Source organism: Paraglaciecola hydrolytica, assembly GCF_001565895.1.
Lineage (GTDB): Bacteria > Pseudomonadota > Gammaproteobacteria > Enterobacterales > Alteromonadaceae > Paraglaciecola > Paraglaciecola hydrolytica.
On sequence record NZ_LSNE01000005.1, the window covers coordinates 319,519 to 342,999 of the forward strand.

23 protein-coding genes and 3 tRNA genes are annotated in these 23,481 nt (G+C 40.8%); 21 read left to right on the forward strand and 5 right to left on the reverse strand.

Annotated elements, in window-relative coordinates; all coding sequences use genetic code 11:
• The 3 genes from AX660_RS09355 to AX660_RS09365 form a co-directional block, all read left to right on the forward strand.
• Positions 1–644, forward strand: a 644-nt coding sequence (locus tag AX660_RS09355) for a hypothetical protein (protein ID WP_162266414.1), incomplete at its 5' end; no start/stop codon positions are given.
• A 136-nt stretch (positions 645–780) separates the two neighbouring features.
• Entirely contained in the window at positions 781–1,320 is a 540-nt protein-coding gene (locus AX660_RS09360) for a GNAT family N-acetyltransferase (protein ID WP_068375871.1), read from the forward strand.
• A 447-nt stretch (positions 1,321–1,767) separates the two neighbouring features.
• The gene (locus AX660_RS09365) at positions 1,768–2,346 is read left to right on the forward strand and encodes a YdeI/OmpD-associated family protein (RefSeq protein WP_068375873.1); all 579 of its coding nucleotides are present in this window, start codon (positions 1,768–1,770) and stop codon (positions 2,344–2,346) included.
• A gap of 356 nt (positions 2,347–2,702) precedes the next feature.
• On the opposite strand, the gene AX660_RS09370 is transcribed toward AX660_RS09365, so the two are convergent.
• Both AX660_RS09370 and AX660_RS09375 read right to left on the reverse strand, forming a co-directional pair.
• Positions 2,703–3,452: a substrate-binding periplasmic protein gene (locus AX660_RS09370; protein ID WP_068375875.1), complete on the reverse strand. Its 750-nt coding sequence runs from the start codon at positions 3,450–3,452 to the stop codon at positions 2,703–2,705.
• Positions 3,453–3,814: 362 nt separating this feature from the next.
• On the reverse strand, positions 3,815–5,623 hold the full coding sequence (locus AX660_RS09375) for a DEAD/DEAH box helicase (protein ID WP_068375877.1): 1,809 nt from the start codon (positions 5,621–5,623) through the stop codon (positions 3,815–3,817).
• Positions 5,624–5,878: 255 nt separating this feature from the next.
• On the opposite strand from AX660_RS09375, the gene AX660_RS22970 reads away from it, so the two are divergent.
• Together AX660_RS22970 and AX660_RS09385 are read left to right on the forward strand one after the other, a co-directional pair.
• Positions 5,879–6,865, forward strand: coding sequence for a DUF1186 domain-containing protein (locus AX660_RS22970; protein WP_068375879.1), 987 nt, complete (start codon positions 5,879–5,881; stop codon positions 6,863–6,865).
• 139 nt (positions 6,866–7,004) lie between these two features.
• On the forward strand, positions 7,005–7,874 hold the full coding sequence (locus AX660_RS09385) for an EamA family transporter (protein WP_068375881.1): 870 nt from the start codon (positions 7,005–7,007) through the stop codon (positions 7,872–7,874).
• A gap of 292 nt (positions 7,875–8,166) precedes the next feature.
• Here the strand turns inward: AX660_RS09385 and AX660_RS09390 are convergent, their stop codons facing one another.
• Positions 8,167–9,195 (reverse strand): methionine synthase, encoded by a 1,029-nt coding sequence (locus AX660_RS09390; RefSeq protein ID WP_068375883.1) that lies wholly within the window; start codon positions 9,193–9,195, stop codon positions 8,167–8,169.
• A gap of 27 nt (positions 9,196–9,222) precedes the next feature.
• Entirely contained in the window at positions 9,223–10,206 is a 984-nt protein-coding gene (locus AX660_RS09395; RefSeq protein WP_068375884.1) for a DUF1852 domain-containing protein, read from the reverse strand.
• Positions 10,207–10,664: 458 nt separating this feature from the next.
• Here AX660_RS09395 and AX660_RS23185 point away from each other — a divergent pair, with 458 nt between their 5' ends.
• Together AX660_RS23185 and AX660_RS09400 are read left to right on the forward strand one after the other, a co-directional pair.
• Positions 10,665–10,817, forward strand: coding sequence for a hypothetical protein (locus AX660_RS23185; protein ID WP_162266415.1), 153 nt, complete (start codon positions 10,665–10,667; stop codon positions 10,815–10,817).
• A gap of 169 nt (positions 10,818–10,986) precedes the next feature.
• Complete coding sequence (locus tag AX660_RS09400) at positions 10,987–11,850, forward strand: hypothetical protein (RefSeq protein ID WP_201027430.1); 864 nt, start codon at positions 10,987–10,989, stop codon at positions 11,848–11,850.
• 191 nt (positions 11,851–12,041) lie between these two features.
• Here AX660_RS09400 and AX660_RS09405 read toward each other — a convergent pair whose 3' ends face one another.
• Entirely contained in the window at positions 12,042–13,490 is a 1,449-nt protein-coding gene (locus AX660_RS09405; RefSeq protein ID WP_201027431.1) for a DUF1593 domain-containing protein, read from the reverse strand.
• Positions 13,491–14,499: 1,009 nt separating this feature from the next.
• Here AX660_RS09405 and AX660_RS09410 point away from each other — a divergent pair.
• The 14 genes from AX660_RS09410 (at position 14,500) to AX660_RS09475 (ending at position 23,087) form a co-directional block, all read left to right on the forward strand.
• A complete protein-coding gene (locus AX660_RS09410) occupies positions 14,500–14,733 on the forward strand; it encodes a hypothetical protein (RefSeq protein ID WP_068375885.1) in 234 nt (77 codons plus the stop codon).
• 112 nt (positions 14,734–14,845) lie between these two features.
• A complete protein-coding gene (gene uvrY, locus AX660_RS09415; protein WP_068375886.1) occupies positions 14,846–15,490 on the forward strand; it encodes a UvrY/SirA/GacA family response regulator transcription factor in 645 nt (214 codons plus the stop codon).
• 3 nt (positions 15,491–15,493) lie between these two features.
• Positions 15,494–17,320: an excinuclease ABC subunit UvrC gene (gene uvrC, locus AX660_RS09420; RefSeq protein WP_068375887.1), complete on the forward strand. Its 1,827-nt coding sequence runs from the start codon at positions 15,494–15,496 to the stop codon at positions 17,318–17,320.
• Positions 17,321–17,413: 93 nt separating this feature from the next.
• Positions 17,414–17,977, forward strand: a complete 564-nt coding sequence (gene pgsA / locus AX660_RS09425; RefSeq protein WP_068375888.1) for a CDP-diacylglycerol--glycerol-3-phosphate 3-phosphatidyltransferase — start codon at positions 17,414–17,416, stop codon at positions 17,975–17,977.
• Between the two features lie 204 nt (positions 17,978–18,181).
• Positions 18,182–18,256 (forward strand) — tRNA-Gly (locus AX660_RS09430).
• A 118-nt stretch (positions 18,257–18,374) separates the two neighbouring features.
• Positions 18,375–18,448: transfer RNA gene (locus AX660_RS09435), tRNA-Cys, on the forward strand.
• A gap of 75 nt (positions 18,449–18,523) precedes the next feature.
• Positions 18,524–18,610, forward strand: a tRNA-Leu gene (locus tag AX660_RS09440).
• 163 nt (positions 18,611–18,773) lie between these two features.
• On the forward strand, positions 18,774–20,021 hold the full coding sequence (locus AX660_RS09445; RefSeq protein ID WP_068375890.1) for an integrase domain-containing protein: 1,248 nt from the start codon (positions 18,774–18,776) through the stop codon (positions 20,019–20,021).
• A gap of 27 nt (positions 20,022–20,048) precedes the next feature.
• Positions 20,049–20,492: a hypothetical protein gene (locus tag AX660_RS09450; RefSeq protein ID WP_068375892.1), complete on the forward strand. Its 444-nt coding sequence runs from the start codon at positions 20,049–20,051 to the stop codon at positions 20,490–20,492.
• A 185-nt stretch (positions 20,493–20,677) separates the two neighbouring features.
• A complete protein-coding gene (locus AX660_RS09455; RefSeq protein WP_068375894.1) occupies positions 20,678–20,932 on the forward strand; it encodes a helix-turn-helix transcriptional regulator in 255 nt (84 codons plus the stop codon).
• 11 nt (positions 20,933–20,943) lie between these two features.
• Complete coding sequence (locus AX660_RS09460) at positions 20,944–21,255, forward strand: helix-turn-helix domain-containing protein (protein ID WP_068375898.1); 312 nt, start codon at positions 20,944–20,946, stop codon at positions 21,253–21,255.
• Positions 21,252–21,494, forward strand: a complete 243-nt coding sequence (locus AX660_RS09465) for a hypothetical protein (RefSeq protein WP_068375900.1) — start codon at positions 21,252–21,254, stop codon at positions 21,492–21,494. Before AX660_RS09460 ends, AX660_RS09465 begins: the two co-directional genes overlap by 4 nt.
• 6 nt (positions 21,495–21,500) lie before the next feature.
• Entirely contained in the window at positions 21,501–22,385 is an 885-nt protein-coding gene (locus AX660_RS09470) for a hypothetical protein (protein WP_068375902.1), read from the forward strand.
• 93 nt (positions 22,386–22,478) lie between these two features.
• On the forward strand, positions 22,479–23,087 hold the full coding sequence (locus AX660_RS09475; protein ID WP_068375903.1) for a hypothetical protein: 609 nt from the start codon (positions 22,479–22,481) through the stop codon (positions 23,085–23,087).
• Positions 23,088–23,481: the final 394 nt, after the last annotated feature.

A 23,481-nucleotide genomic window follows, 5' to 3' on the forward strand; every position in this document is an offset into this window, starting at 1 on the left:
AAGAAGCCGTTAGTTGGATTTTCCTAGAAGATGATTATGAAACTAAGAAAACGCTTTATTCGGATAGGTTAACTCTTGATTTAATTGAGGGACAAAATATTCTCTTAGTTAAACCCAGTTTGTTAGTAAATGCGTTATCTCAAGCTAAAAGCAAATACAAATATGTTATTGCGGAAAGAAATGACGATTATAGAAAGGAACTTAAAGACCTCTATTCAGATGTTAAAGTATTCACTGATAGTTTAGGGTCTGCATGTGAAAGTTTAAGTAAAGGTCTAATCACAGACTTATTGTCGATAGGCTTTATATTTTCTTTAACTATGTTCGCAAGGATTGCATTAAACAAACAAGAACTATTGTTTTCGCCACAAATTAGTCTTCTATTTAATTTAATTGCTGGCTATCTCATCATTGCATTTATTTTTAGATTTTGGAATGCTAGAAAAAGCCTCACCTTCGCTGAAACTCAATTTGACGAGTGGTCTAAAAGATTACACAATCATATTTCATCCGATGAAATAAAAACAATTAAATCAAAAATGACAGTAAATCCTATAGCTCATTTTGAATCGGTATCAGCCATAGTTGGCGCATTACATTTATTATTAGCGTTTGGAATCACTCAGGTTAAAGCACTGTTATAACTTACGAATTACGGGGTCAAGTTCGTTGAAAGTCTTGTAATTAAGATCTGCAGGGTCAGAGCCAATGAAATACTGATAGATGGCATGTATATTTACATATCCAATTCGGCAAGTGCATTTACTAGGACCTAAACCAATGATAATCAACCCTTCAGAACGCCTTAGTTATCGGCTTATGACCTTAGCCGATGGGCCGCGTTTACTTGATGTGGATAGTGATCCGCTAGTGATGAAGTACATTACTAAAGGCGTGCCTAGTACTGTGCAAGATATTGAAAACTGTATGCTGCCGCGCATGGCTAAGTATTTAAACCCCGAGAAAGGTTGGGGGCTTTGGGAAGTCTGCGACACGGCAACAAAACTTTATTTAGGTTGGGTACTTGTTAGACCCATGCACTTTTTCAGTGAAAATCCAGAGTTTGATAATTGGGAATTAGGCTGGCGCTTTAAGCAGGCAACTTGGGGTAGGGGCTATGCCACTGAAGCGGCAAAGCACATTATGCATGTGCTTGCCGATAACCATCAGGTGAAAAGCTTCTCGGCCATTGCAGTAAAAGAGAATGTGGCGTCGATACAGGTAATGAAAAAGCTGGGTATGGTGTTTGAGAAATCAGCCTTGCATGTTGACCCGCTGTTTAGTGAACAAGTCGAATATTACCGTATGGATTTTGCTTAGAGGCAATAAGGACATATGGCTTAATTTTTGCGAATCGATAGTATAAATTATCATGTCCATGTAAATCGTTTCTGTTTAGTGGTGCTCTGGCGGCAGGATTTAGTAAAGGTAAACATGTATCTTGGCTGGTATTCTGGGCAATTGCCGGTATTAGTGTTTATGCCGCTATCTATGGCTAACTTTTAACGTTGTTTTGCTGATGTTGCTTATTAGCTAAGTCGCCAGTTTACAAAGTTCAAAAGATTGTTCAACTTAAATAGATAATTAAACATTACCCGTAACTTGAATGGGTACATGTATAGCTGAGCTTTTCGCTTAATAGCTAATATATTTCTACTAAGCTTATATTGTTGATATTATTGACTTTTATAAACAGTTAAAAAATGTTGCGTTGTGTTGATGATAGTTTTTAAGAGCATAAAATGTAACTGATAATGGAAAATGAAAATGCCACTTCCAAAAAATGACAATATTCAGGCCTTCGCGACTGCTACTGAGTTTGCTCTTTGGTTACATGAAAATCACGAGTCGCAAAACGAACTTTGGTTAAAGATATTTAAAAAGGCCTCTGGCGTGCCCTCAATTACTTGGGATGAAGCTGTACTCGAATGTTTGTGTTGGGGCTGGATTGACGGCGTTAAAAAATCACTGGATGACAGTGCTTATATGCAACGTGTTACACCACGACGGCCAAAAAGTATTTGGTCGAAACGTAATTGTGAGCATGTGGAGAGACTCATTGCCGAGCATAAAATGCAAGAATCTGGATTAAGACATGTTAGAGCGGCGCAAGCTGATGGTCGTTGGGATGCTGCCTATGCCCCCTCTAGTGAGATGGTCATTCCAGATGATTTTTTAGAGGCCTTAGAGCAAAACGTGAAGGCAAAAGCGTGTTTTTCAACGCTGAATAAAAGCAGTAAATATACAATTTCATATGGCCTTGAAACCGCTAAAAAAGCAGAAACTAGGCAAAAACGCTTTGATAAGTTTTTGCACATGTTAGAAAAAAATGAAAAACCTCGTTGATTATCCTACTCGTTGCAAGCCCAGATGTTAGTATCGATATAGCGTAAAAAGGGAATTAAATAGCCATTCACGATTATGAAATTATTTGTTGAACATAATTAAAACAATGAGTTGTGATTTTTTTTGTTCGATTGAAATAAAGTTGTTTTTTGCTTTGGTTGTTGTTTCTTCGCAGCTAAAGCAGCTCCTACGTGTTGGGCATAGGCCGCGGTATTTATTCATTATCTAGCATTTAATTTCTGCTATTTTCTAGCCTACTTGTAGATCTTTTCCTCCATGATCTCTGTGCCCTCCGTGGTTCAATATCTTGGCTTTTTAAAAGTTAATAACTCAGTGAATTACTGATGTAGGGCTATTTAGTCAAAAACTTGTTTTGGTGCGGGTAGCCCATATTTTTCAAAATATTCATCGACTTTACCGCTTTTACGGTATTTCAACATCAGATCTGAGACTTCTTTGTGATACTTAGCTGCTTTTGAATTTTTGGAAATGCTTATATACATAGGGTTAACAAAAGAATCTTCTAATGATACTTTTTCAAAACAAGCAGCAAATAGTTCTACATAATGATAGGCAGAAGTTACCGCCACATCTATCCGGCCTAAATCTAATAGCGCTAAAAGTTGTTCTGTTGTTGCAACTAATATCAATTTTTTTCCATCTAACTTTGAAAAGGACGGGGAGTAAAAAACACCTCGAATGGCACCTACGTTGACTTTTTGCAGCGCCTCATATGAGTCTATATCGAACTTGAATTTATGTGATTTATAAAAAAATAGACTTCTAGTTGGAGAAGCATATTCAATGGAATACAGCAATTTTTCTCTTTCTGATGTCAGCGAGTGCCGAATCAATATGTCAATATTGCCTTGTTGGGCTTCTCTAACGGATCGTCCCAATGGCGGTTGTTTTAACCATATTATATCGTGTCCAAGCTTCGCAAAAATATCTGAAGCTAAGTCAGGTACTGCACCTATACATTTGCCACTATCAAAAAACATCTCAGGAGGATAATCACGGCAATATGCGGTTAATTTGTCTGCCATTACACGCATTGGTAACGCAGCAAAAAGGAGCAGAAACAATATTTGTATGTTCTTTTTCATTTGAAAAATACGTTATGTACAGTTGTTTAAATTAGGTTAATTTTAAAACCACTGTAACGCCAATTGTCTGTTTTAATCAATACCTAATTTAAAGAGCAAAAATTACAGTGCCAACAACGCTAATAAGGTTTTGCTTGAATATAATTAAAATATTTGTTTGTAAATGTGGGGCGATTGAAATGTCGGTTGCTGGTTAATAATTGGGTGAGCTCTGCGTTAAATCGCGGTTGCCCTTCGTTTGGCTTGTTGTTTCTTCGCAGCTAAAGCTACTCCTACATTTTGGGCATTATGGTGGTTCAATATCTATCATTTTTTCTGCTTTTATCAGCTATATTCTGCAACACCCAGCTTTTCTATGTTTGTCAGCCAAGCTCATTCGCTTTTCGATATGGCCCCTCGTAATCAAATATACGTTCGGTTACTTGCCAGTGATGTTTTTGCTTTTTGGCTATCACAAAGTCAGGCGCTGGTAGGTAGGGTAAAAACTTCTCTAGCTCTTCAAGTGTGTTGAACTGAAGCGACTGACTGCCGTTGGCTATTCTTCGGGCAAACAAATCGTTAAAGGATTGTCGCGAATTTTTATAATTAAAGCGGAAGGTTTCCGATAACGTGAGGCCGTCTTCATCGTGGTAGGTGATTTTTAGGCACTTGTCTGCCCAGATAATCTGTGGCGTGATGGCAGCGCAGCGCAGTACTTTATTGTTTTTTAAATTTAACGCTCTTCTTAATATATCATCGGGATCAATGAGCTTCTTTGAGCAATGCTGGCATTGTCTGGCGGCGATATCGTTTTCTTGGTTACAATGCGGACAGTGTTTGAAGCGAAAACGGTAAGTGCATTGTGTCTCGTATTTTGGGCCATTTGGGACTTCTGGGCTTGCAGCATCATCTGGGGCTTCAATCAAGCCATGACAACGGCGGCCAAAATGCTCAAGAATATTCCCTGCTGAGTCTTTTCTACCCCAAAAAACATTGGCAAAATTGCATTGCGGGCAAATAATTTGCACCGCCACAGAATCTTGTGTCGGTTTTTTTTCGCCAATTTCGGGCTGAAAAATGTTGTAACCATTATTGGTGTAATCCAATACTAGGCAGTCCTTTTTGCCCGGACTGAGGCGCAAACCACGACCGACAATTTGTTGAAATAAACTGATGGATTGAGTGGGGCGCAAAATAGCAATGACATCCACGTGGGGTGCATCAAAGCCTGTGGTTAATACCGACACATTCACTAGGTACTTAATTTTTTTGGCTTTAAACGCGGCGATTAGTGCGTCACGTTGTTTTATTTTGGTGGTGCCGGTAATTAAAGCTGTTTGCTCTGCAGGTAAATATCCGCAGATTTCTTGGGCGTGATCGATGGTTGCAGCAAAAATCATTACGCCTTGGCGGTTTTGGCTAAGCTGTAAAATTTGCTCGGTCACCGCCTTGGTCACCCGTGGGTATTTGTGGATGAGTTCATTTAAGGCGATATCATCGGTGTTTTGTTCACCGTCTAAACTTTCTGTCAACAAACTAAAGTCATAATGGGCAATGGCGGCGTCATAATGAATGGGTGGGGTTAAATAAGCTTTTTTTACCATGTGCTGTAGGGGTAATTCGAAAATACATTTTTTAAAAAAAGAGTCGGCACAGGGACGTGTGTAACCATGGTAATGCTGCTGATAAATCCAGCCGCTACCCAAACGATAGGGGGTAGCGGTTAAGCCAAGGATCTTTACCTTAGGATTAAGCGTGCGAAAATGCGTGATGGTTTTATGGTATTGACCACTTTCGTCCATGCCCACTCGATGGCATTCATCAATAATAATCAGGCTGGCAGGAGTATGAAAAGCGTCGAGGTTAGCTGAGAGTGATTGAATACTGGCAAAGACTGTTTTTGCTGTACTGTTTTTTTGGCCCAGTCCTGCCGAAAAGAGTCCCGCTGAAAAAATACCCGCAGCTGATCCCGTAGCCAGAAATTTTCCATGATTTTGCTCAACTAACTCTTTTACATGGGCAAGGCAAATAACGCGACCTTTGGCCAGCCGACTTAACTCAGCAATCACTAAGCTTTTACCTGCACCGGTGGGCAATACAATTACGGCTGGGTCATCGCCTTGACGAAAATGCTTTAGCGCCGCCTCAACAGCTTGAGTTTGGTAATCTCGTAATATGAATGTTTGGCTCATGATGCGTAGAATGTTGAGTGCTTGAACAGGCGGAAAGGTGTTGATTGTATAGTAAAAGGTTGTTGAGATGTTTCACAAAATATCTGGCCAAGGTGCAAGTCACTTTTTTAATCAACTTAAGTATGTAATTAATAACGAGGTTTTAATTTTTTGTAAAAAACGCAGGTGGTCATAGTGAATTTGCTGCTTGATAGGTAGAGTATTCTTATATTCATTGTCCACTGTAATTTCTTAAGCTCTGCTAAGGCCATTTTTATGACTACAACTATTATGCCTTCTATGACTATTTCAGAAATCATCGCGGATTTATCCGACTTTCAAGAAGGGATATTACCAACAGACGCCTTACATAATGCGGCCCAGCAATGGCATGAATGTTGGCCAGAAATACGTACCGTTATGCAACAGTTTTCTAGCAATCCATCCTCCCTTAGTGAAGCGCAAAATAACCTTCTTTTTATGGGCGTTCTCTTAGCTGTACAGCAGCAAGAATACCAGGCTTATCCCTTATTTTTGACCTTGTGTGATCGTGACGATCAATACGATAGTGAGTTAGAGGCTGTATTTGGCGATGCATTGACTGAGTTGTTTCCCAGTTTCTTCTATATTCTGAGTCAGAATGATATTGACTTACTGAACCAACTTATTGGCAGTCAATCTTCAGGTGGTTATGTTAAATCGGCAGCCATGTTTGCGATATTTGCTAAATATGAAAGTGGTCAAATAACCCACGATAAACTGGTTCAATTTATTAGAGCGTGGCTTGATTTATTTGTCACCGATGCAAGTGAGGTAAGTGCGCACTTTTTAGCGTCGTTAGCAGCAAGTTGTATTGACCATGATTTACAACAATTTAAGCAGGAATTAGTCGAGTTGGCGACGGATTTTAAAATAGACCCAGACTATATTTCTCCTATGGAAATCGAAGATTGGCTGGCAATGGAGCAAAATTCAATTAAATCTGGTTTTATTAGGACACAGTTCAATGTTATTGATGAGTTAAGTCATTGGGCGGCTTATAGAACGCCTGAAGAAAATAAAATTCGACAGGCTGAACTACTCGAAAAACTGACTGAATTGAGGCAAAATTCGCCGCAAATATTTGATGACATGGATGAACTCGCTGACGATTGGATTTACGATATGCCGCCAATGCCCTATATCGCACCTGACAAAATTGGTCGAAATGATCCCTGTCCCTGTGGTAGCGGTAAAAAATATAAAAAGTGTTGTATGGAATAAAACGATTTTAATTTGCCTATATTCCTTTTCCGCAATGCGATGATTTCGGTGCCTGACAGTAATATTTTCTGCCGTGTTTGACTTGCCTCAGGTAGAATGCCGCCGCTTAGCTTATTCATTTTTATTGGACCTATTCTAGATGCACATCAATCGTGTACTGCTGACTGCCGTCGGCAGTGTTTTACTCGCTATGGTGACTATTCAATCTGGCGCGTCTTTAGCAAAACAACTTTTTCCCTTGATTGGGCCAGAAGGCACCACTGCACTGCGTTTAGGATTTTCCGCTGTGGTACTGTGCTTAGTGTTTCGTCCATGGCGAGCATTACCTCAGGGGCGAGATTGGCAGAGCATTATTATTTACGGCCTGTGTTTAGGCGGTATGAACATCCTGTTTTACCTAGCGATTGAACGCATTCCTTTAGGTATAGCGGTGGCTCTTGAGTTTACCGGTCCTTTAGCTGTGGCTTTATTTGGCTCTAAGCGAAAAAGCGATCTACTGTGGGTTGCTCTGGCTATAACAGGGATTTTTCTGTTGCTGCCTGATTTAGCCAGTGCACAAGGGCTTGATCTTACTGGTGCATTAATGGCTTTAGGGGCAGGTGGCTGCTGGGCAGGTTATATCTTGTTTGGGACTCGCACCGGCAAACAAGCCTCAGGTGGCATTACCGTGGCGCTAGGCATGACGGTAGCAGCCATTGTACTGGTGCCAATTGGCGCTGTGAGCCAAGGTTTAGCCTTAATTTCTTGGCAAGTTTTACCCCTTGGTTTGTTGGTGGGGGTGTTATCCAGTGCCTTGCCTTACTCCTTGGAAATGGTTGCCCTTAGAAATATGCCTACCCAGGCCTTTAGCGTGCTGATGAGTTTAGAGCCAGCGATTGCCGCCTTGGCTGGTTTTGTTCTGTTAAGCGAGCAACTGAGCTTGTTGCAGTGGGCTGCCATTGGTTTGGTCATTATCGCTTCCATTGGCAGCAGTTTTACCCCCAAAAAAGCCATCGAGATGGGGGTGTAAGCCGTTTGGCACTCGCTACGGCTATGGCATAAGCAATATTTATTAAAAAATAATTAACAAACATTTGAACTTAAGCGGTTACATGCCCTCTGAGTATATAGTTTTTATGTGTGTCCTATGTGTGTTTCCATTTTCAAGCCTGATTTTTATCAGGCTTTTTTTTGCCCGTTATTTGTTAAATTAACCAGCCAAGTTGAGTCTCTGTGAGATTAGCGGTAGTTCACTATATTAAATCTAAACAAAGCATTAAGCTTGCTGCGCCTTATTCTGGCAAACAGCAACTAGCAAACAACTAGTTTGCGAGTTCTCGGCGGATGATGGCTGCGCCAGCACTTAAGGCATTGAGTTTGCCTCTTGCTACATGGCGAGATAGGGGCGCCATACCACAGTTGGTGCAGGGGTAGAGCTTGTCAGCATCAACAAACTGCAGTGCTTTGCGTAGAGTATTGGCTACTTCTTCTGGTGTTTCAATGGTATTGTTTGCCACGTCAATGGCACCTACCATCACTTTTTTACCGCGGATGAGTTCAAGTAGGTCCATGGGCACATGAGAGTTGTGACATTCCAGAGAGATGATGTCGATACTGGATTTTTGCAGCTTGGGAAACGCTTCTTCATATTGGCGCCACTCTGAGCCCAACGTCTTTTTCCAATCGGTATTGGCTTTGATGCCATAACCATAACAAATATGCACGGCGGTCTCGCATTTAAGCCCTTCAATTGCTCTTTCCAAGGTGGCTACGCCCCAGTCATTTACCTCGTCAAAAAAAACATTAAAGGCGGGCTCATCAAATTGGATAATATCAACCCCAGCAGCTTCTAATTCTCTGGCTTCTTGGTTGAGGATTTTGGCGAATTCCCAGGCGAGTTTTTCGCGACTTTTATAGTGATTGTCATACAGGGTATCGATCATGGTCATTGGACCTGGCAGAGCCCACTTTATGGGTTGCTTGGTTTGCTGACGTAAAAATTTGGCGTCTTCAACAAACACGGATTTTGGGCGAGTAACGGCGCCCACCACTGTTGGTACGCTGGCATCATAACGATCACGAATTCTAACGGTTTCGCGTTTCTCAAAATCAACGCCGCTTAGATGCTCAATAAAAGTTGTGACAAAGTGTTGGCGCGATTGCTCACCATCACTGACGATATCAATGCCTGCGTGTTGCTGTTGTTGCAATGACAAAAGCAGAGCATCTTGTTTGCCCTCGGTTAATTCTGCGCCTTGCAATTTCCAGGGTGACCAAAGTGTCTCAGGTTTGGCAAGCCACGCGGGCTTAGGTAAGCTGCCGGCCGTTGAAGTGGGTAACAATTTTTTCATAATAAATGACCTTGTATTTTTACGGTGCTAAAGAGCGTAATTAGCTGACCACTGTTCAAGCGTAGCTTGGTAGGGTTTGATAAAGTGTTCTTCAACAAATTTGCCTTGCTCAAGCGCGAGCTGGCTGCGTTCTTCTCGATCATAAACAATGCGCGTTAACGAATAATCCTGATGCTGCAAACTGGGTCGATAGGATAAGCCTGCGACAGAATTGGCATTGTAAATTTCAGGTCGGTAAATCTTTTGGAAGGTATCCATGGTGCTGATGGTGCTGATAAGCTCAAGATCAGTGTAATCATTGAGCAAATCGCCAGAAAAATAAAAAGCCAAAGGGGCAACACTGTTGGGCGGCATAAAATAGCGCACCTGTAAGCCCATTTTATTGAAATATTCATCAGTTAAAGAATATTCGTCTTGTTGGTATTCAAAGCCCAATACCGCATGCTGATGGTCAGTCCGTTGATAGGCCTTACTGCTCGACACACTCAGACAGATAACTGGCGGTTTATTAAAATGCTCTGTGTAAGTATCTGAGTTCACAAAGCACTTAAATAGCTTGCCATGTAAATCGCCAAAATTATCGGGCGTGCTAAAACTGGGCTGATTCTTATTGTGCCCCTGCAACAACACACTAAAGTCATAATCCCGCACGTAAGAAGAAAAATTATTGCCGACAATGCCCGCAATGCGTTGCTTAGTTTCTCGATCAACAATAGTCGGTTTTAATATTTCGATCAGGGGCAGGGCATTACCACTGCTTTGAACATCAATATTCATCTCAACGGAAATGATTTCAAGTTCGAGAGTATAACGATCACCTTTGGGGTTATCCCAGTGCGCTAGGGCATTGAAGCGGTTGTCGATCATCTTTAAGGTGTTGCGCAAGTTCTCTTGGCGACTCTTGCCTCTGGCCAAATTAGCAAAGTTGGTGGTGATGCGGGTATTGTCTGATGGTTGATAGTTCTCATCAAAACACACGCTCTTAATGGTAAATTTAAAGTCTTTATTCATGGTGATCTAATAGTCTTTATGTGAGTTAAAACCCGATTTTCTGTTTTGCTCATTCTGCTGATTCTGTTTTTTCTGTTCTTGCCAATTTTCAATTAGTTGTATCCAAAGTTTCTTTAATATTTTCGCTAATGGCTTAGATTTTCAGCTAATGGCAGAATTGAAAATGAACTCTAATGTTGTTTAAAGTTAAGTGCTGAGTGTTTTATACGTGGTTTTTACTATGAAAAAAAATGACTTTACTTCATTTAACCATGAAAAATGTTCATGGTTTTCGGTGGTATATAGAATTACGCAAGAATTACGGAGACAGCCATGGCAATTAGCTCAAAATTAACATGGATTTCTATCGCTAGACCCTTGCCTTAGCCACCGCGTTATTTACCCTATACTCCTTTTTCTCAATGTTAGGACTTGTGTGCCTGACGTAATAATTTGTACCGGGTTTGACTTACCTTAGTGTGCATTTTAGTGTTTTAGGCCCAGCGACGATGTTAGGTGTGGATAATGGTGGGGCCAATAACCTGCAAAAATTTCAAAATAATCACCTAGTCACTTCCAAAGGTCGTGCCTTGATGATATTGCAATCCAATGGCGCTAAAAGGGCAGATTAAGATTACCGCCCAAGGTAAAGGCCTAGGCAGCCATGTTTTGTTAATTCATGCAAATTAAGATAGAAATAAACGATAAGTCAAAGCAAGGTAACGTAATTACGGTTGTGCGCTGAATCAGGTTTAATTGTTTTTTAACATCAGTGACTTTGAAATAAACATGAGAAAAATAATGCTTAAAAATTTAATGGTGTTTGTTGCTCTAGCTTTTGGTGCTGTGGGTGTGCAGGCAGAACAAGCTGTAACAAACAAAACAGAAAAATCGTCATCTTTGATTGGCAAGTTTGACACTGCAAAAGACTTATTTTTAGCGCAGTTTGATAGTAAAACCGATGTCGACGATATCCATACCATTGCGGCTGTGGCAACTATGTTGCGTCATCCAGCATTTGCCCAGGTAAACTACCATGCGGTAGCTGGTGCTTATGGTATTCAAGATGGTTTATATGTGCCTGCGCCTGAATTGTTTGCAGCTGCGTTTGGTGATAAGTGGTCAAATGCCCATGTAGCTAAAGATAAGGCTTTGGAAGAAGTGGTTGCACTAGTGCAGCAAACCCTTAAAAAGGGGGGTGATATATGGATAGCAGAAGCAGGGCAGTCTGATTTTTCGGCGGCGATGGTGAGCGAAATACAACAAACATTGCCAAAGATAGACAGCAAAAGCCGTATCCACATAGTGCAACATAGTGAGTGGAATCAAGATTCAGCTACTCCAGCAGATTTAGCCTTTGTTAAACAATATACCGACTATTACAAAATTCCTGACGGTAACGCGACAGGTAACGGCACTCCGGGTTTTCGCACAGAAGACGCCACGCTGTGGTCGCGCCCACTGGCTGACAAAAGCGTTGCGCAACTCTGGCAGGTGGCAAAAGCCATCGGCGAAAAATACAACGGTGTAGAAGGTCGTTACGATAATAAAGCCGTTGCCGTTGGAGGTTTAGATTTTTCTGATACCGTAGAAATGTGCTGGATCTTTGGCTACAACGATATTGTTGATGTCAGTGGTTTTTTTGATGTGTTTGTGCACGAATAATGGACAAAAAAAGATAAATAATATAGTCAAATTGTACTTAACTTTTGATCTTTAAGTTGTTTAAAAAAGCCCACTTTATCTATAAATAGTTTACAAGATAGGGGGCAATTAGCTAACAAAGTTAATTACCAACAAAAAGGGCAATACACGTGTATTGCCCTTTTTTATCTATGATATTGATTGTGAGAATGTTAGGGCACGATCTTAACAAACACACGTTGATAGCGGGTTAACGCCGGTGCACCACGGTCAGTCACTTGTAGAATAAATTGAATATTTTCTTCTTTCTCAACGTTTGGGGCGACAACGTGGACCCTCGCCATGTTTTCTGCACTGTTGATTTTAACTACCTGATCTTTCATTGAGCCGATTTCTGCGTAGTTAAACCAATAAAATTGTAAACTATCGCCATCTGGATCACTTGAACCTCGTGCATCAAGATGGAAAGACTGTCCTGATTTAACGGTGATCGATTCTGGGTGTTTTAGATTTATGACTGGAGGGTGATTGGCATCATCATAGGATTTAATCGTCCAGTCCATACGCGCAGCAAAGTCATTTTGAACGGCATCGCGCCAGCGCCATAATGTTTCGCGATATCCCGTAAAACTTTTTTCGCCGGGCTTAAGTGAGCGGTTATATTCGCCGACAACCGGTGGTGCATAAGTATCAATGGCGTTTGTCCAGATAGGGCGGGTTTCTTGCTCTACTGGCACACCACCCGTAAATCCTTTTGGATCAGTATTACTGTGATCAGGCGTGTAAAATTCATAGCGACCGCCCCAGCCTCCCCAGTTGGGTTTTGACGGCATGTTTAAACCGTTTTGAATGAGGTTTAACCAAGATGGCGTATCACCTTCCATGCCATAAGCGACGTCTGGATATTCCTGTCCCATGGGGCCGTGGTCTTGTTGAATGTTTTCAGCTAGCCAGCGGTTGCTAATGGTAGAGTTGTCGATACCGTTAACCACAGTGCTGATGCCAGTCCAAATTGAGGCACCATATCCACCTGGGCTAACTATATAAAACAAGTCAGGGAAGGTTTTCCGGATCCAAGCAGCCGAATCGTCCTGATCGGAAATGGTATACACCCTTAATTTTTTTACTAGTGCACTTAATTCTTCAGGGCTTTTGTCCTGTTTTAATTTGAATAATGCCTGCGCCAGTGTATTCACGCCCCCCCAAGCGGATAACCATAGTGGCCGAGGATCGTCATTTTCCAGTATTTTAATAATCCAGTCTGAGCCCTCTGAATCCATGCCTTTACCCACGGCCTGCATACCGTAAAGTGGTTGGGCTTTTTTAACCAGTGAGCGTAAGGCTTGAGCTTCGGGATAGCCTGCTTCATGTTGTGCTAGGTTGTCGCGCACTTTTGCATAAGCATCAATGACTTGATAAATAGATTCCGGCGCTACCATGGTTTGTTGGTGCACCGATGTTGTGGCAACAATGCCTTGAAGATCTATTTGGTTTGAATACAACAACAAACGTACTAGCGTTTGTGCATCATCAGGATCGGCTTCGATATCGGTCAGCACTAACATCCGGTGGTTGCTACTTTTTGGAATATCTAGGGTGTTGGATTGCACCGCACAAGCGTTGATTGAAAACATTAACAACATAGTCAGTGCCAGTCTCAAACTGTTCCTTAAGTTGTTAACTTTGATAGAAAAGAGTTTGTACATTATTTCTATATCCTATTGTTGGATTGAGTTGTGTTGATTTGTCCTGAACTCGGCATCGTTGTGTGGCGCTAATTAAACAATATTTATTTGTCTTTTTATAGGATGCTGAAATTAGAAAATGAATATCCACACTAGGTGATAATTATTTTACATAGTTAGGAAACAGTGCTTAATTGTTAAAATTAAGCAATAAATTCACTATACACGTATCGTTTGAGGTGGGAGCTTAGTTTTTTTTATATTCATAGTATTAAATCTTGTAATGATGGGAGTTTGAAGGGGGCAATGATGCCGCCAAAAGTTATAACTTATCGTCATCCAAAAGTGGCAAACCTGAGTACCGTAGCAGACCAAATTTTGCATAGGGTATCTTTGTCACCCACAACGTAATTGTAGTGCATAAACATGTTGGATAGATGCTCAGGGCAATACGGTTGAATATAATGTTCAACAGGAAGGAGAGCAGCTAATTATGTGTTTTTTCAATGATACTTAGGAGCTTGAATACCACTTTTTCCGATTCAATGCGGCGATTAAAATATTAAAAACTGATAACAAGTATACATTTTTGTTAGAGGGCCCAATTGTTGGAGAGCAGGAAGCATTATTGAGAAAGCTTATTATGTACACATAGATGGTGTGCATCGTGAAGTAATAGAATGTGGTCTAGGTTATTTAGAACCGGAATTACATAAAAACCTACTTCAGAATTAACCTACTTATCCCTATGAAGGTTGACGAGGGCACGAATAGCTCGAATACAAATTTCGCGAATAAATTGGGTTATCATGGGTTACGCGTAGCTAAAATGTCATCGCGATATAATATAATTCCTTGCTAGCAGCTGTTTGCAGTCTTATATTTATTCCTCTGTTTTATATCTTTTTAATATGTTTTTTTAAGTTGTTTTAAGTCATGCTGATAACTTATCCTTAAGCTACTCCTTAAGCAGTAAGCTGGTTTTATGTTACCTCTCAAGAAAAAGAAAATTGCGCCTTTACGTTTAAATCAGATTGCTCATGTACCCAAACATTGTCGTTGTGGCGGTGAGCCTAGTAAACCTGTGTTAGTGCCTGATTGTTCAAATCGCTGGATTATTCAATGTAAAGTGGCACATTGTTGTGCACGTAATACATGCCAGGGTTTGAGTGACACCATTGCTGGCTGGAATAGATTAAGTACACATTTTTACCGTTAATGTTTATTGCGGTTACTAAAAAACGTCCCTTTTATGATGTTTGTAAATAGCCATGCTGTTAATACGTATTAAGTGATATATTCCGCAATCATACGTTTTCTGAGGTACTGACTTGATAAAGCTGCTGTTAGTTGATGACCATGAACTGGTAAGAACGGGCATTCGCCGAATTATTGAAGATGTTGCCGATTTTTCGGTCATCGGTGTGGCGGTTAATGGCGAAGACGCTGTTAAATTCTGCCGTAAAAATAACCCTGATATTGTTCTAATGGATATGAGCATGCCAGGTATGGGCGGCCTTGAAGCAACCAAACAAATTCTACGTTTTTCTGAGCAAATTCGGATCATCGTATTATCGGTTCACAAAGAAAACCCCATACCTGCCAAGGTAATGCAAATGGGCGCTTTTGGTTATCTAACCAAAGATTCTGACCCAGAAGAAATGATCCGCGCTATTCGCAAAGTGGCGGCAGGGCAAAAGTATGTCTCGCCTGATATTGCCCAACAGATAGCCATTGGGCAGTTAAACCTCAAAGAAGGTAATCCTTTTGAGCAACTGTCGGAGCGTGAGTTAGAGATAGCACTAATGTTAACTAAAGGGGCTAAAGTACCTGATATCGCTGATTTTTTAAGTATCAGCGCCAAAACGGTGAATACTCATCGTTATCGCATGTTTGAAAAACTCAGTGTATCAAACGATGTTGAGTTAACCCATTTGGCGCTACGCCATAAGTTAATCAATTCTGATCAACTCTAGGTCATGGATAAAAACGAAACATTTAACCACAGTGACTTTTTAAAAAATCTGACGCAGCAACCGGGTGTTTACCGGATGTACAATCAGAAACAAGAAGTCATCTATGTGGGTAAAGCTAAAAATCTCAAAAAACGGGTGAGTAGCTATTTTCGTAAAAACCTCGATAGCATTAAAACCCGTTCATTGGTGAGTCAAATTCACGATATGGACATCACTGTGGTCAACAGTGAAGTCGAAGCCTTTATTCTTGAAAACAACTACATCAAAAAATATAAACCTCGTTACAACGTGTTGTTACGCGATGATAAATCCTATCCCTTTATCTTTTTGTCTGAGCACGCCCATCCCAGACTCAGTAACCATCGTGGTGCTCGAAAGCTAAAAGGTGAATACTTTGGCCCTTACCCAAGTGCTTGGGCCGTGCGCGAAAGCCTGCGCACCATGCAACGCTTGTTTCCCATCCGGCAGTGTGAAGATAGTTATTACCGTGCACGTACCCGACCTTGTTTGCAATATCAACTTAAACGCTGTGCTGGACCTTGTGTTAAAGGTTTAGTGAGTGATGAGGAATATACCCAACAAGTTGATTTGGCACGTTTATTTTTAAAAGGTAAAAATAAACAAGTGATCGAATCTTTAGTGGATAAGATGGGAGTTGCCAGTGAAAACTTACAATTTGAAAAGGCTGCCCGTTACCGCGACCAAATCAGTGCCTTAAATAAGGTACAAGAACAACAATGGGTGAGTGGTGATCAACAAGAGCTTGATGTGTTTGGTTTTGCGTACCGCAATGGTATTGCCTGTATCCATGGCTTGTTTATTCGTGATAACAAATTGCTGGGCAGCAAAAGTTTTTATCCTAAGGTGCCTGCCGAGTCTGATGCCGAAGAAGTCTTTCAGTCCTTTATTCTGCAATTTTATTTGGCCGGCAATAAAGTTATTCCACAGCAAATTGTGATACCTCTGGAGTTATCTGAGCAAGAGTCGCTTGAAAAGCTTCTAAGTAGTGAAGCAGGGCGCAAGATTCAATTTTTTAAAGGGGCTCGCGAAGAAAAACGCCGCTATTTACAACTGGCCAATGATAACGCCGAACTGGCTTTGTTAGCTAAACAGAGTGAGCAAAAATCGGTTTTTGCCCGTTATCTAGAACTAGAACAAATTTTAGAGTTTGAGCAACCCATACAACGCATGGAATGTTTTGATATTAGCCATACATCAGGACAGCTAACCGTGGCTTCGTGTGTGGTGTTTAATCGTGATGGCCCCTATAAAACTGACTATCGCCGTTACAATATTGAAGGGATAACGCCTGGTGATGATTATGCGGCCATGGCGCAAGCATTGGCGCGGCGTTATCGTGATGTCAAAGACGAAAGCAAAATCCCTGACATTTTGTTCATCGACGGAGGCAAAGGTCAGTTAGCGCAGGCTGAAGATTATTTTGAAACCTGGCAGCAGGCTAAAAAACCATTATTAATTGGCGTAGCCAAGGGGACAAGTCGTAAAGCAGGTTTAGAAACGTTGATCTTGGCCGGTAGCCATCAAACTATACCTATGGCGGCAGATTCAATAGCCTTACATCTGATCCAACATATCCGCGACGAAGCCCACCGATTTGCCATAACGAGTCATCGAGAACGCCGTCAAAAAGACAAAAATACGTCTAAGCTGCAATCTATTCCGGGAATTGGCGCTAAAAAACGCCAAAGTTTGCTTAAATATATGGGCGGATTACAAGGTGTATTACAAGCGAGTAAAGCCGAAATTGCCAAAGTCCCTGGGATCAGTGAAGATTTAGCCGATACCATATATGAGCATTTACACAATTAATTGAATTACAAAATATACTTGTAGCCAAGTGCAGATAAAGGTAGAAAGTGGCCTTGAGTTTTGCCAGTTAACATTAGGATAAAAAATAAGCCAATGTGGACCATCCCTAACATAATTACCATGCTAAGAGTGCTGTTGATCCCCGTTTTTGTTGTCGTATATTTTCTAGACTGGAAATGGGCTCATCAAGCAGGGGCTTTTATATTTTGGTTTGCCGCCATTACCGATTGGGTTGATGGATACTTAGCGCGCAAATTACAACAAACAACACCCTTTGGGGCTTTTTTAGATCCTGTGGCGGATAAATTAATTGTTGCCACTGCCTTATTGTTGATCACCCACACCTATGCCAGTGTTTGGATAACCGTGCCGGCCATTCTTTTACTGGCCCGTGAAGTATACATATCCGCTCTTCGCGAATGGATGGGGCAACAAGGCAAACATGAGCTAGTTAAAGTATCCTTTACCGGTAAAGCTAAAACCATGGCACAAATGCTGGCTTTGATTGGTTTGTTATCAGAAACTGAATATTTTATGGGCATCCCTATTTACTGGGTCACCCTTGGTTACGGCTTATTGTATTTTGCTGCAGTGTTATCTCTGTGGTCTATGGTGATTTACACCTTAGCGGCGTGGAAAGATCTCAAAAATACTTAAGTTTTTGTTAGTGAAAATGCTAGTTTTGCTTAAAAACAGGGCGTTTGTGACAAAAATTAAGCAGTCAGTCACAAAAGCATATTTTTGTGGTTGACAGCTAATACTTTGACGGTAGAATGCACGCCACAGTTTGAGGAGCAGCAAGACACTTAAACAAACCAGTCAAATTGACTAGTTATTTAAGCACTCCAAGAGCGAGTTGATGCGGGAATAGCTCAGTGGTAGAGCACAACCTTGCCAAGGTTGGGGTCGCGAGTTCGAATCTCGTTTCCCGCTCCAAATTTTTAAAAGTGATAGTAAGTAGCATTATTATTGTCAGAGCTTCATTGGGTTGCTAAGTGTTTTAAAACACGAAGATTACAACAAAGTGACACTCCAAGTTTTAAACGTAAAATTTGGCGGAATGGCAGACTGGCTATGCAGCGGATTGCAAATCCGTCGATCTCGGTTCGACTCCGGGTTCCGCCTCCATCACGTTAAAATGCCAAGTTGCAAAATTTGGTCAGACAATTTATTACCGGCTTGTATCTTACAAGTCCATCCTATGCCCGGGTGGTGAAATCGGTAGACACAAGGGATTTAAAATCCCTCGATCGTAAGGTCGTGCCGGTTCAAGTCCGGCCCCGGGCACCATTTCCCCTTTTTATACCATCCAATAACGTCCAAATACTTATCTAAAACACCGTTTTCATTGGCCTATAGCGTCCAGTATGGTTTTTTAGGGTCTAGTATTATCCAATTATTTAGGTAACATCCTTAGTAACATCAAGCAAAAATTAAATTGTGAGTGTTACCAATGGCACGTCAAACCACACAGTTAAATGCAACCCAAGTTAGCCAAGCAAAGCCTAAAGACAAGGAATATAACCTTGCAGACGGGCAGGGACTTATGCTGCGAATTAAGCCTACAGGCTCTAAGTTATGGTTATTCAATTACACTCACCCGCACACTAAGAAACGCCAAAACATTAGTTTAGGTTCGTTCCCTACTATTTCACTTGCCGATGCTAGAAAGCGCAGACAAGAAAACCAAGCACTATTGGCAAACAATCTTGATCCTAAATCCCATAGAGACGAAGCATTAAAGATGCAACAAGAAGCGGCTAACCATACTTTTGAAGTAGTGGCGTTAAAGTGGTTGGCCGTTCATAAAACAACTATTGCTGAAGGTACCGCACACAATATTCTAAAGTCGCTTGAAAAAGATGTGTTTCCACATATTGGCAAAATCCCACTTGACCAAATAACAGCACCTAAAGCCATTCAAGCTATTAAAAAAATTACAGAACGTAACAGTCTAGAAATAGCGAGAAAGGTAGCCAGTAGATTAAACAATGTTATGACCTTTGCGGTGAATGCTGGGATAGTTCACCACAATCCGCTAAGTGGGATTAAAAAGCTCATACCATCGGCTAAAGTAGAAAATCGGCCCACATTGCTACCCAGTGAATTACCAGACTTAATGAAAGCTTTGAACTTTGCCAGCATTAAAATGGTGACTCGATGCCTGATTGAATGGCAGTTACATACAATGGTGCGCCCCGGTGAAGCAGCGGAAGCCGAATGGTCAGAAATAGATTTAGAGCGTAAGTTATGGGTCATACCGGCTAGTCGCATGAAAATGGATAGAGAGCATCATGTACCGCTATCAGAACAAGCATTAGCAATACTAGAATTAGTTAGGCCAATTAGTGGTCATAGAAAATTTGTTTTCCCGTCCCACAACGATCCTAAATTACCCGCTAACAGACAAACGGCAAATATGGCAATTAAACGCATGGGTTTTAAAGGTCGACTGGTGGCGCATGGTTTACGCGCTTTAGCTTCTACAAGCTTAAATGAACAAGGCTTTGATCGTGATGTAATCGAGGCCGCATTAGCTCATGGTGACAAAGATAATGTTAGGGCCGCATATAACCGGGCAACCTACCTTGAGCAACGCAGAGTCATGATGCAATGGTGGTCTAATCATATTGAGCAAGCCGCTATGGGTAACATGAGCTTAGCCAATGCTAAGCAAGCTTTACGATTAGTTAATCAGTAACCAACCACCAGCAAAGAGGGAATTATTATGCTTAAACCAACAATCACCATTTCTGATGATATTCAAATGGCTTATTTCAACATTGAAAATGCTCGAGCAATTCAGTGGTGTGTCATACAAGCTTGCCACAATTCACAAGAACCCCATGTACTTAGATTGCTTCCTTTTCTTGATGCATACTTTTTGGAAATGGAAGAAGTCGAGCAAAAGTTAAAGGCTCTTTACGATATAGAACAAAACAAACAAGGTTTTTGTAGTGCTTCTTTAGCAATGAGAGCGCATAGGGCACTGAATAGCCTAGACGAAGGGTATTGGCGCGATGTAGCTGAAACGGTTCCAAATGAATCATTAGTTGCTAAACAAACAGATAATTATATTTTAGGTAGCTTGCAAGGGATTAATAATCTTATAAGAGCATCATCTAAATTAATGGAGTCTGTAATGAGTAATCCAATTAATAAAGCAGCGTAAACCACTTTACCAAGTCTAGGGTAGCTCCCGAACGGCCAGAACCCTAATGGCCTGACTTGGTGACAACCCATATAAATTGGGATCTATATAGTCTGGGCTTATTTAATCAAAGGTTTGCATAGTACTGAACGCTTAAAACGTTTTATGATTCTTTAGGAGTCATTAACAAACATAGCGAGACTAATATGAAAACTAACATCCAATTAATCATTAACCGTAAGCCAGAAGTCATCAAACGACTTGGCATTTCAAAAGCCACATTTCACACCCGTATAAATCAAAACCTACTACCACCGCCTATTAGTTTAGGCGAACGTGCCCGGGGTTATTTGCAACATGAAATTGATGCTGTTATAGCCGCAATGGTTGCCGGGAAAAGTAACGAAGAAGTAAAGTTACTTGTTTCTGATTTAGTTGCTCAACGCAAGCTTGCAGCATAGGAGTAGTAGAAATGAAAAACGCTACTCCCAACGACGAAAGCAGCGCCTTAATTGACCAATTAGATACGAGTGCAGCAACACAACGCAATCAAATATTAGCACACTTGCAGCGCACTCCATCAATCAATACTTTGGAGTTTAGAGAGCTTGGTTTTATAAGCCCGGCACCTAGAGTGCTAGAGTTAAAACAACAAGGCCATAACATCCAATCTCACCGGGAGGATGTAAGAACACCAGACGGACGTTTGCACCGTGGAATTGCTAGATATTACTTATCAAACGTTCCACCAGCCAATGATCAGCAAAGGAATGAAGCAGCATGATGAAATGTGATTTGTTCCCTGTATTAGATAACCAATCAAAGCGCATTAAACAGCTTAAAGGATTATCTAATTTATTGATTATTGCTGGTGGACTGCCTGACCATTCAAAAAGCGACCTGTGCGCCTGTTTAAGCATTGTTAGCGACATAGCCAGTGATGCATTAGACAAACAAAAAACAATCAATCATGAGGTGACTCAGTTAGCACTAATAAGTAACTGTGTTGCTGGTATAGGGTGATCGCTTATGGATGGCAACTTAACACTTAGCCTACTAAAAAGGGGAGACAGCTTAGCTGTTTTCCAAGGCGAATTAGTTATCACACCTAAAAGTGGTGAGCCGGTCCCTCGGGATTGGCTTGCTGCCAATAGAAATAAAATAATGTCAGAACTTGCACAACAATCAAACCAATCAATCTTTTCTTATGCGTATTACCAAACAGGTATTTATAACAACGGACGATCACCCGGTGTCATGATTCGATTCATTGACTTACTAACGGGTGAAGATGTTTATGCGTTGTTTAATGCTCAACTAAAGCGCCAGAGAACAACAGGTAACAAGAAAGCGGGTGACCCATTGCCAGATGGCCAGTTTCATATGGGGGATCGTTCAGCGTTTTACATGCTTTGGATAAAAACCGCATTGGCTATACCGCGTCGATTTTCTGAATGGCATAAATCAATGAGTAAGCTGCAGCACGTTTATTTTATTGGTGAAAGAAGCTCAGGAGACAAGTTAGCAAACAAATCTATCCAACCTTTATCGTTGGCTTATAAAGATATAGAGCAATTATTGGGTGGCAATTTGGGGACAAGCCAGCGACAAGGGAGCGACAATTTGGTGACAAGGAATGGTGGCAAGGTTTGGCGACAAGGATTGGTGGCAAGCAATGGTGACAAGCATGTTGCCGTAGACCATGTGGATAAAGGCTTAGACCCTGATTCAAAGTGCGTGTCAAAACAAGTGCGTGTGTTTGAAAGTGCGGGGAATTTAAGTGCGTGTGCTGCAAACCGCGTTTTAAGTAATCAAGTAATGACGTGTAACGTTGTCTCTTTACCCCCTATTAAGAAGTTACCAGAGGAACAATCAATAGATGAGTGGCTTCAAGATTATGACTCAGCCAGTTAATAACTATAAAAACAATCTTTATTAAAATGTGGCGAAAAACTAAAAAACCTATTTTAGACAATTGATTTGGGACAAAAAACTGGAGATATTTAAATGGGTGGTAGAGGTTCAGGTAGTTACAGTAGATACAATTCAAAACCAACAACTGATAACTATCTTAAATTAGATTTAAGAGTGCTTAAAAAACGGGGATGGTTAACACCTAATATCAATCAAACCCTTACATGGTCAAGAAATGATAATGTTATTGGTGCAATATCTTACGTGTTATCAAATGACAGCATTACGTTGCTATACGAGCATGGTGCCAGCAGTAATGAACCAGAAAGCATCAATGATCAAATACCGTTAATCAAAACATCATGTAATTTTGGTGGTGAAAGGATTTGGTTTTGTTGTCCTAGCTGTATGAGAAAAGCGCTTGTGTTGTTTGGCGGTAAATACTTTCGTTGCCGAATCTGCAGAGGCGCTATTCATCCAAGCGTAAACGAAAACAAGCTAGATAGATCACGAAGGGCTTTAGCTAAGTATCAAACCATCCTAGCACCTGATAAGTCGCTTTCTGCAGCAGACGGCACTAGAAACCTTCACAAGCCCAAAGGCATGAGATACAAAACCTATTTTGAGATCAAAAAACGGGCTTCTGAAAAAGAAGATGATATGAACCAGTATTTTATTACTTCAATGAAGCGTTATTTATAAATATTTTATCAAAATAGTCGAATTTACGAACGTAGATGAACCTTAACATTAACTAGTACGTAGGCACTTTTTATGGCTTCTGAAATGCTTGAATTTAAGTTTATAAATAACCCTAGTTAATATTAACCTACTATTTATTGATTGGGATTTAACAGAAAATTGAAATGAAACTTGCTTTTATCAAAAAAAGAAATTTAAATAAAGTTCGTAGAGTCAATAAGTTAAGGAAGACAGTTTTATGAAAGTAGATATGATTTTAATATTCATAAAAAGAAATGCTATTTGGATTGTTGGCATCTTAGGACTTTTATTTACAGTAATTTATTTGTACGGTTCCTCGTTGGAAGTTGCTGTATATGGTAGTGAAAAAAGAAAAGATTTGGTCTTAAGTGCC